This window comes from Variovorax soli (genome assembly GCF_031454625.1).
GTDB lineage: Bacteria > Pseudomonadota > Gammaproteobacteria > Burkholderiales > Burkholderiaceae_C > Variovorax > Variovorax soli_A.
The window spans coordinates 135,656-149,557 of sequence record NZ_JAVDRF010000008.1 but is presented as its reverse complement, the minus strand read 5'-3'; the positions used below and the strand labels follow the sequence as shown (position 1 = coordinate 149,557).

At 69.6% G+C, this 13,902-nt stretch carries 11 protein-coding genes; 6 read left to right on the top strand and 5 right to left on the bottom strand.

Going from position 1 to position 13,902, the window contains the following annotated elements:
- Positions 1-40: 40 nt before the first annotated feature.
- From J2739_RS18685 to J2739_RS18670, 4 genes are all read right to left on the bottom strand, one after another.
- On the bottom strand, positions 41-3,604 hold the full coding sequence (locus tag J2739_RS18685; protein WP_309904325.1) for a patatin-like phospholipase family protein: 3,564 nt from the start codon (positions 3,602-3,604) through the stop codon (positions 41-43).
- Between the two features lie 152 nt (positions 3,605-3,756).
- Positions 3,757-3,942 (bottom strand): hypothetical protein, encoded by a 186-nt coding sequence (locus tag J2739_RS18680; RefSeq protein ID WP_309904324.1) that lies wholly within the window; start codon positions 3,940-3,942, stop codon positions 3,757-3,759.
- A gap of 12 nt (positions 3,943-3,954) precedes the next feature.
- On the bottom strand, positions 3,955-6,339 hold the full coding sequence (parC, locus tag J2739_RS18675) for a DNA topoisomerase IV subunit A (protein WP_309904321.1): 2,385 nt from the start codon (positions 6,337-6,339) through the stop codon (positions 3,955-3,957).
- 159 nt (positions 6,340-6,498) lie between these two features.
- Positions 6,499-7,425: a lytic transglycosylase domain-containing protein gene (locus J2739_RS18670; protein WP_309904320.1), complete on the bottom strand. Its 927-nt coding sequence runs from the start codon at positions 7,423-7,425 to the stop codon at positions 6,499-6,501.
- Positions 7,426-7,517: 92 nt separating this feature from the next.
- Here J2739_RS18670 and J2739_RS18665 point away from each other — a divergent pair, with 92 nt between their 5' ends.
- Both J2739_RS18665 and J2739_RS18660 read left to right on the top strand, forming a co-directional pair.
- Positions 7,518-8,234, top strand: a complete 717-nt coding sequence (locus tag J2739_RS18665; RefSeq protein ID WP_309904318.1) for an RNA polymerase sigma factor — start codon at positions 7,518-7,520, stop codon at positions 8,232-8,234.
- Positions 8,235-8,256: 22 nt separating this feature from the next.
- Entirely contained in the window at positions 8,257-8,826 is a 570-nt protein-coding gene (locus tag J2739_RS18660) for a ferritin-like domain-containing protein (protein ID WP_309904316.1), read from the top strand.
- Between the two features lie 9 nt (positions 8,827-8,835).
- Here J2739_RS18660 and J2739_RS18655 read toward each other — a convergent pair whose 3' ends face one another.
- Complete coding sequence (locus J2739_RS18655) at positions 8,836-10,812, bottom strand: DNA topoisomerase IV subunit B (RefSeq protein WP_309904314.1); 1,977 nt, start codon at positions 10,810-10,812, stop codon at positions 8,836-8,838.
- 153 nt (positions 10,813-10,965) lie between these two features.
- Between J2739_RS18655 and J2739_RS18650 the strand changes: the two genes are divergently transcribed.
- Genes J2739_RS18650 through dapA form a run of 4 tightly spaced genes read left to right on the top strand, consistent with a single transcriptional unit; the run spans position 10,966 to position 13,827 of the window.
- Positions 10,966-12,186 carry an MFS transporter gene (locus J2739_RS18650; protein WP_309904313.1) on the top strand — a complete coding sequence of 407 codons (1,221 nt, stop codon included), beginning with the start codon at positions 10,966-10,968 and terminating at the stop codon, positions 12,184-12,186.
- Between the two features lie 6 nt (positions 12,187-12,192).
- Positions 12,193-12,333 (top strand): hypothetical protein, encoded by a 141-nt coding sequence (locus J2739_RS18645; RefSeq protein WP_309904311.1) that lies wholly within the window; start codon positions 12,193-12,195, stop codon positions 12,331-12,333.
- 8 nt (positions 12,334-12,341) lie between these two features.
- Positions 12,342-12,875: a class I SAM-dependent methyltransferase gene (locus J2739_RS18640; RefSeq protein ID WP_309904463.1), complete on the top strand. Its 534-nt coding sequence runs from the start codon at positions 12,342-12,344 to the stop codon at positions 12,873-12,875.
- 55 nt (positions 12,876-12,930) lie between these two features.
- Entirely contained in the window at positions 12,931-13,827 is an 897-nt protein-coding gene (gene dapA / locus J2739_RS18635; protein WP_405053911.1) for a 4-hydroxy-tetrahydrodipicolinate synthase, read from the top strand.
- Positions 13,828-13,902: the final 75 nt, after the last annotated feature.

Here is a 13,902-nt window from a genome sequence, read left to right as displayed (position 1 = left end):
GGAACCGCGGCGGACCGCGAAGACCGACAGTCGGACCGCTTCAGTTCGCGATCGGCCCGCCGGTGCGCGGCAGCCACACCTCGATGTTGTTCTTCGTCTCGGCCGCGCCCTGCGGCCGCAGCTTGATGGCCCAGTCCTGGCCGGTGGGCGAAGCGGCGGTCCGGATCAGGGCCTGGGCACAGGGGCGCGTCTTCTCGTCGCGGATGATCACGGTGGGCTCCGGATGTCCCGCCGGCGGGGAGCGTCCGGCCCGGCGCGAGGTGCTCAGCACGTCCTCGATGGGCGGCACCGAAGCGCCCAGCGTGCGCCAGGGCCCGCGCCAGCTGCGCGCCTTGTCGCGCAGCGCCGGGCCGTAGAGCTGGATGTAGACGACCGTGCCTTCGCAGATGTCGCCCGCGGGCGGTGGAGGCGACGCAGGCGGCACTTCGACCCCGTTCGAAGGCTCGACGCCCGGCTCGGATGCAGGCCCCGGCATGGGTCTCGCCATGGGCACTTCGACCGATGCGACCTGCGGCAGGCCCGGCCTCAGGTCCAGGAAGCGGTCGCGCAGCCACACCACCGCCGGAAAGGGCGTGGGCAAGGTGCCGCTGCAGTTCTGCTTGGAGCCGACCTGCCCGGTGTAGTCGCGCGCCCAGTAGCGCGGCGCGCAGGGCGGCGTCTGCGCCGGCTGCAGGCAGTCGATGCCGTTGCCCGCATCGAGCAAACGCGCGCAGGCCGGCGTGCGCTGCTCCAGGGGCTCGTTGGCGCAGGCCTGCTTGGCATCGTCCACGATGCGCACCGAGAGCCGGAACCTGGCCATGAAGTTGTCGCGGCCGTCGCGGCACAGCAGGTCGCCGGTGCGCAGCAGCTCGGCCGCGAGCAGCGCGGGCGCGTCGCCGCCGGTGCTGCTCGCGTGCAGGCGAGCCCAGCGCTCGGTCAGTTCCTTGAAGGAGCTGTTCTCGGCCTTCTCCGTCTCGATGCGCTGAGCACGCCAGCTGTCGATGCCCTGCCAGGCCGCGACGCCGAAGGTCGCGGCAGTGCCGATGCCGACTGAAGCGGTGACCGCGCCGGCGCGCAGCACGCGCGCCTGCAAACGGCTCATCGACCCGACGGCCGCCGCTGTGGCGCTGTCCTTGTCTTTGCCCTTGTCCTGCGCATCGCCCTTCGCGGCGGCGGCCTTCGCGGCCGCCTGCGGCTGGCCGTCATCGGGCACGAAGAGGCCGGGCGCACCCAGCGCCACCTGCTCCAGCATCTCGCCCTCGAGGCGCGCGCCGATCTCGGCGCCGAGGCGGAAATAGCTCTCCCATTGCGCCTCGTCGAAGAACTGGTCGGTGGTGGGCTGCTGCGGGAACAGCGGATTGGCGGCCTTGAAGTTGACCAGGTCCACCGGCAGCGTGGCCGACACATTGGGCTTGACCAGCACGATCTGCCCGGTCGCGCCGCTGGCGTAGCGCACCTGCGCCAGCGCCAGGCAGGCCTGGCTGTCGGGCGAGGCCAGGTCGTTGAGCGAACCGAAGGCGCCCAGGTGCGCCCAGTCGGCGCCGGCCCGCGGCTTCATGAAGGTGATCTCGGCATTGAGGTCGATGCGCGCGCGGCGGATGAGGATCTCGAGATCGCAGAAGCGGTAGTCCGGGTCGGCGCCGCAATCGGCGATCACGATCAGCGCGGCCTGCTGGCGCAGCAGCGCATAGGCGCCGGTGTTCTCGAAGTGGCCGCCGTCGCTGAGGTACCAGTTGGCGGAACTGCTGCCCGGAAAGACGCCGAAGCATTCGAGCAGCATGAAGCGCGTCTTCATCAGCAGCGGACTGCTATGCACCGCGGCGCCGCGCTGCACGATGCCGGCCTCGGCGCTGTTCCACCAGTAGCCCAGGCGCAGGCCCGCGAACACCGACAGCGCCGCGATGCCGCGCTTGGTCAGGCGCCCGAGGCCCGGGGCGAAGGCGGCGCCGGAGATCGCGGTCCACGCGCCCAGCGTGAGCGCGCCATCGCCGTGCGCCTGCGCCCAGCCCGCGCCGCCGGCCTGCATCCAGCCCTGCGGTCCGATGGTGAGAGGCAGGCTGCGGCGGTCGCGGTTGAAGAGCTTCTGCTTGGTGTCGTGCGTCTGGTTGATGCAGACGTTGGCCAGGTGCACCGGCCCGCCGTGCAGATGCGGCGCATAGTGCAGCTGGGAGATGTCGTCGTGCGGATCGACCTCGCCCACGGGCACCTGCGGCGGCTCCAGCCCCGAGACCTGGTCGGTCGGGCTCGCGCCCAGGCGCCGTGCATTGGCCGCGCCAAGGTAGCCGCGCACGATGCGCGCCTTGTAGAACATGTGCAGGGAGGAAACATTGAGGAAGGCGAAGTTGCGCCCCGTCACCCACGCATAGCTGAAGACGATGACGAAGATGGTGCCCAGCCAGACCCAGCCGCGCGAGAAGTCCAGCCCGCCGGCCGTGAAGACCGGCAGCAGCGTCGCCGCGTACACCACCCCCACCCACCAGGCCGCCAGGCAGAAGGCCAGCAGCAGCCCCAGCAGGCTCGCCAGGCTGAGCAGCAGCGTCTTGCCGATGCCCGGCGCCTGCTGCTTCTGCGACAGCAGCATCGGCAGCACGCCGCGCAGCCCGGCCGCCACCGCCAGCAAGGCGGCACCGTAGAAGGCGCGCAGGTCCTGGCTCTCGGCCGCGAGCCACCAGGCCGCGCGATCGAGCATGCCCAGCAGCACGATCAGCAGCGCGGTGTTGATCACCGAGGCGAGCCCGTCGGTGAGGTCGTTGCGCAACTGCGCGGGCGAGCGCTTCCGGCTGCGCCACAGCACCCACAGCAGCGCGACCACCCAGCACAGGGCGAAGCCCACGAAGGCCGGCGCCAGCCACAGCGGCCCACTGTAGTGGCGCACCAGCTGCGGCCCGAGCCAGCAGGCGCCGGCGGCGAGCGCGCACCACATCGCCACCTGCACCAGCATGAAGGCCGTGGACTTCTTGTCGCGCACCGACCAGTAGGCGCAGGCCAATACCACGGAGGCGATGAAAGGCCCCACCAGCGTGAACCAAAGCGTGGGCCCCTGCGTGGCCCACTGGACCAGCAGGCGCAGCGACTGCACGCCGGCCAGGTCGCTGACGCCGACCACGGAATCGGGCGGCACGCTGTTGAGATCGACCGCGCGGAACACCGAGTCCCACAGCAGCAGGTTGACCGCGGCCAGCACCATGCCGATCAGGCTGGCGGCGATCGCGATCTCGATGTGCGTGCCCAGCAGGTTGCGCAGGTAGAGGGCGCCGGCGAAGAGCGTGTCGTGCAGGCCGCCGGGGATCAGGTAGCGGCCGTTGCCGCGCAGCCACCACCCGAAGCGCGCGCGGTCGACGTCACCGAAGGCGCGCTCGATCTCGCGCACCTCGTCGGCCGACCTGGCGTTGGTGCACAGCCGTCCGAAGGTGGCGCCGATGTAGCCGCCGCCCGAGACGGTGGAGACCAGGTCGAAGCGCAGGAGTTGGCGGCGCGCGGCCAGCGACTTGAGCAGGCCGAGGCAGAAGGTGGCGCTGCGGATGCCTCCGCCCGACAGGGCCAGGCCCCAGGGCCGGCGGCCATCGTCGACGCCCCCGAGCGCTTGGCGCCGCGCGGTCACCAGCTTCTGGATGGTCTCGTCCATGCGGTTCCTCGTCGTTCGGCGTGGAATATTTCATGCCTGGACAGGGGCGGCAATGCCGCGAATGGTCTATGCCGGAACGCAGGGCGCAACGGTCAAGCTCGCGCCGACCCGCGCGAGCCGGGACGGCGGTCCGATCCGAACCGAGACAGAAGCTAGCGGCGCGCCTTGCGCCGCTCCTGCGCCCGCCGCACCTGCCGGCTTTGCGACGCCTCTTCGCTGCGGCGCTCGCGCTCGCGCTTCGAGTCGCGCCGGCGCTTCGACAGCCAGCGCGCGAGCAGGAAGCTCGCAGCGCTGGTCACGATCAGAACGAAGATGCCCACCGGGCCGAAATCCGTCATGCGAAAGCGCCCTCAGAGCACGCGCACCACGCCGGTCGGCTTGAAGCCGAGGTCGGCCGCCTTGCCCTTGCGCGCACGCGTGCCGCGTGCGTTGTTGAGCGTGCGGATCTCCAGGGTCTCCTCGCGCTCCTTGCCGCCCCGGCCGATGCCCTCGATGCGCACGCTGCGCGTATAGGCGGCGGCGCCCGCCAGGGTGTCCTTGGCGTCGAGGTCGATCAGCGTGAGGCCGCGGCCGCCCTTGGGCAGCGCCTTCATCTCGAGGATCTCGAAGGTGAGGATGCGACCGCCCGCCGAGGCGCAGGCCACGTGGGTCGCCGGCGGCATCGGCTCGGCGCCGCTCGCCCCGCCGACCAGCGAGGGCCGGCACAGCTGCTCGCCCTCGCCCACGTCGATGAAGGCCTTGCCGCCGCGCTGCCGCGAGATCATGTTCTCCACCGAGGCGATGAAGCCGTAGCCGCCCGTATTGGCCAGTAGCAGCGCGGCCCCGGAGGGTCCGGCGAAGTAGTGCGCGGGATGCGTGCCGCTCTCAAGATCGATCAGCGTCGTGATCGGCTGGCCATCGCCGCGCCCGCCCGGCAGCGAGGCCACGGCCACGCTGTACACGCGCACGCCCTTGTCCTTGGCAGTGCCGAAGACTAGCAGCGTGTCGACCGAACGGCACTCGAAGGCGCCATAGAGCGCATCGCCCGACTTGAAGCTGTACTCGGGCGCGGCGGCGCCCGCGGCGCGCTCGCTGGCCCAGCCCTTCTGTGTGCGCACCCAGCCCTTCTGCGAGACGATCACCGTCACCGGCTCGTCGACGACGCGCACTTCGGCCACTGCGCGCTTCTCGGCCTGGATCAGCGTACGGCGCGGGTCCTCGAAGCTCCTGGCATCGGCCTCGATCTCCTTCACCAGCAGGCGGCGCAGTGAGGCCGGGGTCGCCAGGATGTCTTCGAGCTTCTTCTGCTCCTCGCGCAGGCTCTTGAGCTCCTGCTCGATCTTGATGGCCTCCAGCCGCGCCAGCTGGCGCAGCCGGATCTCGAGGATGTCCTCGGCTTGGCGATCGCTGAGCTTGAAGCGTGCGATCAGCGCAGCCTTCGGGTCCTCGGCGGCGCGGATGATGGCGATCACCTCGTCGATGTTGAGCAGCACCAGCTGCCGCCCCTCGAGGATGTGGATGCGGTCCTGCACCTTGCCGAGCCGGTGGCGCGAGCGCCGCTCGACCGTGACCTCGCGGAAGGCGATCCACTCGCTGAGCATCTGGCGTAGCGACTTCTGCGTCGGCTTGCCGTCGATGCCCACCATCGTGAGGTTGATGGGCGCGGAGGTCTCGAGCGAGGTCTGCGCCAGCAGCGTGGTGATGAACTCCTCCTGGCTGATGCGCGAGGTCTTGGGCTCGAACACCAGGCGCACCGGCGCGTCCTTGCTCGACTCGTCGCGCACCACGTCCAGGACCGCGAGCACGGCCGCCTTGAGCTGGGTCTGCTCGGCCGTCAGCGCCTTCTTGCCCGCGCGCACCTTGGGGTTGGTGAGCTCCTCGATCTCCTCCAGCACCTTCTGCGTGCTGACGCCGGGGGGCAGTTCGTTGACCACCAGTTGCCATTGGCCGCGCGCGAGGTCCTCGATCTTCCAGCGCGCGCGCACCTTCAGCGAGCCGCGACCGCTGCGGTAGGCCTCGGTGATCTCGGCCGGGCTGCTGATGATCTGCGCGCCGCCGGGGTAGTCGGGGCCGGGCACCAGCGCGAACAGTTCCTCGTCGCTCAGCTTGCCGTTGGACTTGATCAGCGCGACGCAGGCATCGGCCACCTCGCGCAGGTTGTGGCTGGGGATCTCGGTGGCCAGGCCGACCGCGATGCCGCTGGCGCCGTTGAGCAGCGTGAAGGGCAGCCGCGCGGGCAGGAGGCGCGGCTCCTCGGTCGAGCCGTCGTAGTTGGGGATGAAGTCGACCGTGCCCTCGTCGATCTCGTCGAGCAGCAGGCTGGTGATGCGCGACAAGCGCGCCTCGGTGTAGCGCATGGCCGCGGCGCCATCGCCGTCGCGGCTGCCGAAGTTGCCCTGGCCGTCGACCAGCGGGTAGCGCTGCGAGAAGTCCTGCGCCATGCGTACCAGCGCGTCATAGGCCGCCTGGTCCCCATGCGGATGGAAGCGGCCCAGCACGTCGCCGACCACGCGCGCGCTCTTGACGGGCTTGGCGCCCACGGTGCCGTTGGCGCCGCCGAAGCCCAGGCCCATGCGCGACATCGAATAGAGGATGCGCCGCTGCACCGGCTTCTGGCCATCGCTGACGTCCGGCAAGGCGCGGCCCTTGACGACCGAAAGTGCGTATTCGAGGTAGGCAGTCTGTGCGTAATCGGCCAGCGTGAGGGCCCCGTCCTCTTCGGGGTTCTGGAAATCGAGGGTCGGTTGGGAATCCATTGCGAGAGACTTTGTGGGAGCGGCAAGTGTAGTGGCCGCGCCCTGCCCTTCGACGGATCAGCTCCCGCGCTTCGTGCACTGACGGCTGCACGCTCCTGCCATGAAAGGCAACGGCCGCGCCTGCGAGGAACTGCCCTCAGCGCTGCAGGGCGGCGGCCTTCATGGTTTCTTCGAAATTCGATCCGACAGCTTCAGCGGGGCGGCGCCCGCGTCCGCGTCGGCCGCCTGCGTCGCTGCCTCTGCCAGCGCCGGCAGGGCCGGCATCTCCCCCGCCGGCGAGGGCAGGTTCCCACGCCCGAGCGCGCCGCCGCGCGGTGCCGCCAGCTCCATGCGCACGCGCCCCGGCGCATTGCCGCGGCCCGTCGCCGCGGACGGCTTGAGGTAGGCGTAGAGCTGCAGCACCGTCTTCACGTAGTTCTGCGTCTCGCGGTAGTTCGGGATCTTGTTGCCCGCGCGCTGCACCGCGCCCTCGCCCGCGTTGTAGGCCGCGAGCGCGAGCTCGATGTCGCCGGGGAACATCGCGATCAGGTCGCGCAGGTAGCGCGCGCCGGCAGCGATGTTGATGTGCGGGTCGAAGAGCTTCTTCTCGATCGAGCCGCGCTTGTCGGCCCCGACGCCATAGCGCTGCGCGGTCGCAGGCATCAGCTGCATCAGACCGAGCGCGCCCTTGGGCGAGACCGCCTGCGCATCGAAGCCCGATTCGGTCGCGACCAGGGCCTGCAGCAGTTCGTAGTCGATGTCGTGTCGCTGCGCCGCTTCGCGCAGCGCCTTCTGCGCGGGCCTGTAGCTAGGCGAGGCCTCGAACAGCGCGAGCAGCGATTGAGAGGCGCGAGGCACCTTGCCGTCGATGCCGCCTGTGCGGCCGCGCGTGAGCGGGCCGATGCCCTGCGCGGTATCGAAGGCCTGGCCACCGCGGAAGAAGAGCTGGTAGCGCTCGTCGATTTTCTCGGCGGCAAAGTGGGCCACGCCCTTGTCGTCGACGTAGCCGTAGATGTCGGAGGCGTGCGCGAGCGGCAACCATGCGCACAGGGCCAGCCACAGAAGCGGGAGCCGCCACCAGCGGCCGGGAGCGTGTCGAAAGTTCATCGCCGGGCGCATTGTCGTCGATGCCCGCCGATTTCCGTGCGGGAACAGGATGACATCCCCGTCCATCCAATGGGCAACACCACGACGCCACCATGAACAAGCTCGAACCCATCAAGGACGCCGACGACGCCGCGCAGCCGACCGACATCGAGCTCGCCACCCGCGCCGCGCAAGGCGACGCCCTCGCCTTCCAGCTCATCATGCGGCGCCACAACCGGCTGCTGTTTCGCACCGGCCGCAGCATCCTGAAGGACGACGACGAAGCCCAGGATGCCTTGCAGGAGGCCTACCTGCGCGCCTGGCGCTCGCTCGGAAGCTTTCGCGCCGAAGCCCGGCTCTCGACCTGGCTGGTGCGCATCGTGGCCAACGAAGCGCTGGGACGCCTGCGCCGGCGCGGCAGCGCCCAGGTCATCGCCTTCGACACGGCCGCCGAGGCCATCGATACGCAGGAGGGCACGTGGATGCAGGCAGATCCCGACCAACAACCGGACCGTCATGCGATGCGCGGCGAGACGCGCAAGCTGATCGAGGCGGGCATCGACGCCCTGCCCGAGGTGTTCCGCACGGTCTTCGTGCTGCGCGCGGTCGAGGACCTGAGCATCGAGGAAGTGGCTGCGGCGCTCGACATCCCCGAAGCCACCGTTCGCTCACGCTTCTTCCGGGCGCGGGGCCTGCTGCGCGAAGCGCTGTCGCGCGAGATCGACGTGGCGATCGGTGACGCCTTTTCTTTCGCGGGTGTGCGTTGCGACGGGATCGTCGCGCACGTGATGGCCGTCATCGCCGATGGGCCAGCGCGCCCGACCTACTGATCCCACTTCACTGGAGACCCTCATGTCCTTCTTCCTTATGCCCACGCCCGTCGCCGCGCGACGCTTGTTCCTCGGCCGCTCGGGCCTGCTGCTGTCGGGCGCCGCAGTCGCGCTGCTGTCCGGCAATGACGCGCTGGCGGCCCAGGCCGGCGGCGACGCGGCGAGCGATGCACAGATCCTCAATTCCGCGCTCGGTTCGGAGCTCGAGGCCATCGCGGCCTACCAGCTCGGGGCCGAGAGCAAGCTGCTCGAGAAGCCCGTGCTCGACCTCGCCCTCACCTTCCAGGGGCACCACCGGGCCCATGCCGCGCTGCTCGCCGCCACGGTCGAGAAGCTCGGCGGCAAGGCCGTGAGCGCGAAGGCGAAGTACGACTTCCCGGCCTCGCAATTGAAGTCGCAGGCCGATGTGCTGCGATTTGCGGCCAAGCTGGAGCAAGGCGCGGTCAGCGCCTACCTGGGCGCGGTACCGCTCTTCGAGGACCGCGGGCTGGCCAAGGCCGCGGCCAGCATCCTCGGCGATGAGGCGATGCACTGGGCCGCGCTGCGCCAGGCGCTCGGCGAAGCCCCGGTGCCCGGGGCCTTCATGTCCTGAGGAAGCCCTTCAGACGTCGACCTCGACCTCGTCCGCGCGCAGCTCCATCAGCTCGCGCCGGGCGGCGGCCTCGCCCTTGCCCATCAGCTTGGTGATCTCGCCCTGCGTGCCCTGGAGGTCGAAGCGGCCCAGGCGCACCTGCAGCAGGCGGCGCGTATCAGGATTCAGCGTGGTCTCCCAGAGCTGCTCGGCGCTCATTTCGCCCAGGCCCTTGAAGCGGCTGATGGTCCAGGCGCCTTCGCGCACGCCGTCCTTGCGCAGCTTGTCGAGGATGGCGGTGAGTTCGCCCTCGTCGAGCGCATAGACCTTGGAGGCCGGCTTCTTGCCGCGCGCCGGTGCGTCGACGCGGAACAGCGGCGGCTTGGCGACGTACACGTTGCCGGCGTCGATGAGCTTGGGGAAGTGGCGGAAGAAGAGCGTGAGCAGCAGCACCTGGATGTGCGAGCCGTCCACGTCGGCATCAGAGAGGATGCAGATCTTCCCGTAGCGCAGGCCGGAGAGGTCGGGCGTGTCTTCCGGCCCGTGCGGGTCGACGCCGATCGCGACCGAGATGTCGTGGATCTCGGTGTTGGCGAACAAGCGATCGCGCTCCACTTCCCAGGTGTTGAGCACCTTGCCGCGCAGCGGCAGGATGGCCTGGCTCTCCTTGTCGCGGCCCATCTTGGCGCTGCCGCCGGCCGAATCGCCCTCGACCAGGAAGACCTCGTTGTGCGCCGTGTCCTTGCTCTCGCAGTCGGTCAGCTTGCCGGGCAGCACGGCCACGCCGGAGCCCTTTCGCTTCTCGACCTTCTGGCCGGCGCGCTGGCGCGTCTGCGCGGCCTTGATGGCAAGCTCGGCGAGCTTCTTGCCATAGTCGACGTGCTGGTTGAGCCACAGCTCCAGCGCGGGGCGCACGAAGCTGGAAACCAGGCGCACCGCGTCGCGCGAATTGAGGCGCTCCTTGATCTGGCCCTGGAACTGAGGGTCCAGCACCTTGGCCGAGAGCACATAGGAGGCGCGCGCGAACACGTCCTCGGGCAGCAGCTTCACGCCCTTGGGCAAGAGCGAATGCAGCTCGACGAAGCCCTTGACCGCGTTGAACAGGCCGTCGCGCAGGCCGCTTTCGTGGGTGCCGCCGGCGCTGGTGGGAATGAGGTTGACGTAGCTCTCGCGCACCGGCTGGCCTTCCTCGGTGAAGGCCACGCACCAATCGGCGCCCTCGCCCTCGGCGAAGTTGTCGGCGTTCTTGTCGGCATGGCCGGCGCCTTCGAACAACGGGATCACCGGATCGGCGTTGAGCGTCTGCATCAGGTAGTCGCGCAGGCCGCCCTTGTAGAGCCACTGCTGGGTCTCCTTGGTCTTCTCGATCACCAGCGTGACGGTGACGCCGGGCATCAGCACCGCCTTGCTGCGCAGCAGATGGGTCAGCTCGTTGACCGGCAGCACGCCGGATTCGAAGTACTTGGGATCGGGCCAGGCGCGCACCGTGGTGCCTTGGCGGCGCTCGCCGCTCTCGATCGCACGAAGCTGAAGCGGCTCCGCAACGTCGCCGCCCGCGAAGACGATGCGCGCGGCCGACCCATCGCGGAAGGAGTGGACTTCGAGCCGCTTCGACAGCGCGTTGGTCACCGACACGCCCACGCCGTGCAGGCCCCCCGAGAAACTGTAGGCGCCGCCGGCGCCCTTGTCGAACTTGCCGCCGGCATGCAAGCGGGTGAAGACCAGTTCGACCACCGGTGCCTTCTCTTCGGGATGCAGGCCGAAGGGGATGCCGCGCCCGTCGTCCTCGATACTGACCGAGGCGTCGGCGTGGAGCGTCACCTTGATCTTCTTGCCGTAGCCGGCCAGCGCCTCGTCGGCGGCGTTGTCCAGCACTTCCTGAATGATGTGCAGCGGGTTGTCGGTGCGGGTGTACATGCCCGGCCGCTGCTTGACGGGCTCGAGGCCCTTGAGGACACGGATCGAGCCTTCCGAATAGGCCGGGGGAGTCTTGCTGAGGGTCGCCATGGGGGCGGATTGTAGGGGCGGCCTTTGAAAAACCTGGATGGATATCCAGAGCAGCGCTGATGCGTGGGCCGCATCAACGTCGCTCGAAAATATCAACAATGGGCGCGGCGCCACCGGCCCATGCGCCCCCCGGCTTTTCGATACAGTCGCCGGATGCATGCCACGCCCCAGCCGCTTTCGCTCAGACAGGTCCTGTTCTGCGGCGCCATGATCGTCACGCTCTCGATGGGCATCCGCCACGGCTTCGGCCTGTGGCTGCAGCCGATCACGCAGGCGCAGGGCTGGTCGCGCCAGAGCTTCTCGCTGGCGATCGCCATCCAGAACCTCTCCTGGGGCGTGATCGGGGTCTTCGCCGGCATGCTGGCCGACAAGCTGGGCGCCTTCCGCGTGCTGGTGGCAGGCGCGGTGCTCTATGCGCTCGGATTGGCCGGCATGGCGCTGTCGCCCACGCCGCTCATGTTCGCGCTGACCGCCGGCGTGCTGATCGGCGCGGCCCAGGCCGGCACGACCTACGCGGTGATCTACGGCGTGATCGGGCGGCAGATCTCCGTGGAGCGGCGATCGTGGGCCATGGGCGTGGCCGCCGCCGCCGGCTCCTTCGGCCAGTTCCTGATGGTGCCGGTGGAGGGGCGCCTGATCGGCGGCCTCGGCTGGCAGACCGCACTGCTGGTGCTTGCCGCGATGGTGCTGATGATCGTGCCGCTCGCCTTCGGCCTGCGCGAGCCGCGGCACGGCGCGAGCCCCTTGGCCCACCGCGACCAGACCATCGCGCAGGCAACGCGCGAGGCTCTGCGCTACCCCAGCTTCGTGCTGCTGACGGCGGGCTATTTCGTCTGCGGCTTCCAGGTGGTGTTCATCGGCGTTCACCTGCCGAGCTACCTGCGCGACCGGGGGCTCTCGCCCGAAGTGGCCAGCTATGCGCTGGCGCTGGTCGGGCTGTTCAATGTCTTCGGCACGTACATCGCGGGCACGCTCGGCGCCCGGCTGGCCAAGCGCAAGCTGCTGGCGGCCATCTATCTCGGGCGCGCAGCGGCGATCGCGCTGTTCCTGCTGGTGCCGATCTCGCCGCTCACGGTGTATGTGTTCGCGAGCGTGATGGGCTTTCTCTGGCTCTCGACCGTGCCGCTGACCAGCGGCATCGTGGCCCAGATCTTCGGCGTGGCGCACCTGTCGATGCTGGGGGGCTTCGTGTTCCTGAGCCACCAGGTGGGCTCCTTCCTCGGCGTCTGGCTGGGGGGCTACCTCTACGACAGCACCGGCAGCTACGACATCGTGTGGTACATCGCGATCGCGCTCGGCGTGTTCGCGGCGCTGGTCAACCTGCCAGTCAAGGAAGGCGCGATCGCGCGCCGGCCGTCCGCCCAGCCGGCCTGAACCGCCATGCGCCCGGGCACCCGCCACCACCTCGTGCACGCCGGCTGGCTGGCCGCTGCGGCGCTGGCGCTGCTGGGCGTCTTCGGCCTCTACACGCGTCCCGCGTTCCTCGTGACGCTCGTGGACCAGCTCTGGGCCTGCTTCTGAATCACGATCTGCCGCCCTCCCCCTGGGTCGTGCGCTGGTCGCACCTGCTCGCCCCGGGTGCCACCGTGCTCGACGTGGCCTGCGGTGCGGGCCGGCACATGGCATGGTTCGCGCAGCGCGGGCATGCGGTCACGGGCGTCGATCGCGCGCCGGAGGCGATCGCCTCTGCCGCCCGCTTCGGGCAGGCCCTGCTGGGCGACATCGAGGACGGCCCGTGGCCGTTTGCGGGCCAGGCCTTCGGCGCGGTCGTGGTGACCAACTACCTGTGGCGCGCGCGACTGCCCGACATTCTTGCGGCCGTGGCCCCCGGCGGCGTGCTGCTCTACGAGACCTTCGCGGCCGGCAACGAGAGCGTCGGCAAGCCGTCTCGCCCCGACTTCCTGCTGCAGCCGGGCGAATTGCTGAGGGCCTGCGCCGGGCTGCGGGTGGTGGCCTACGAGGACGGTTTCCTGGCCAGCCCGGACCGCTTCGTGCAGCGGATCGCCGCGGTGCGCGAGCCGCGGAACGGGTCCCCCGACAAACCCACGCGCTACCCCCTCTGAAAAGCCCCGCCGGGCCAGTCAGTAGAATGACTGCCTTTCCGCAACCGACAAAGAGATCCCCTTGGAGCAACTGACAGGCAGCATCGTCGCGCTCGTCACGCCGATGCACGAAGACGGCAGCGTCGACTACCCCGCCTTGCGCCGGCTGATCGACTGGCACATCGACGAAGGCACCGACTGCGTGGGCGTCGTCGGCACCACCGGCGAATCGCCGACGGTGAACGTCGAGGAGCATTGCGAAATCATCCGGGTTTCGGTCGAGCAGTCCCGGGGCCGCGTGCCCGTGATGGCCGGCTGCGGCGCGAACTCGACGAAAGAGGCCATCGAGCTCGCCCGGTTCGCCAAGGACGTGGGCGCCGATTCGCAGTTGCAGGTGGTGCCCTACTACAACAAGCCGACGCAGGAAGGCCAGTACCGGCACTTCAAGGCCATCGCCGAGGCGGTGGGCGACCTGCCCATCGTGCTGTACAACGTGCCCGGCCGCACGGTCGCCGATATGGCGCACGACACCGTGCTGCGCCTGGCGCAGGTGCCGGGCATCGTCGGCATCAAGGAAGCCACCGGCAACATCGAGCGCGCCCAGTGGCTCATCAAGGAAGTCCCCAGGCACTTCGCCGTGTACTCGGGCGACGATCCGACCGCCGTCGCGCTGATGCTCTGCGGCGGCCAGGGCAACATCAGCGTCACGGCCAACGTCGCGCCGCGCAAGATGCACGAGTTGTGCATGGCGGCCATCGCCGGCGATGCGAAGCGCGCGATGCAGATCCAATTCGAGCTGATGCCGCTGCACCGCCATCTGTTCGTCGAGCCGAATCCCATTCCGGTGAAGTGGGCCATGGCACGGCTCGGCCTGTGCGGCGGTGCGCTGCGGCTGCCGCTCACCGAGCTCGCCGAAGACGGCCGGCCGGTGGTCGAATCCGCGCTGCGCGCCAGCGGCCTGCTCAAGAACTGATTCCATCTTTACCTGCGGTACACGAAGCCCGGCAACCTTTTGCGGGGCCGGCCGCTCTGACACAGCGCTAAACAT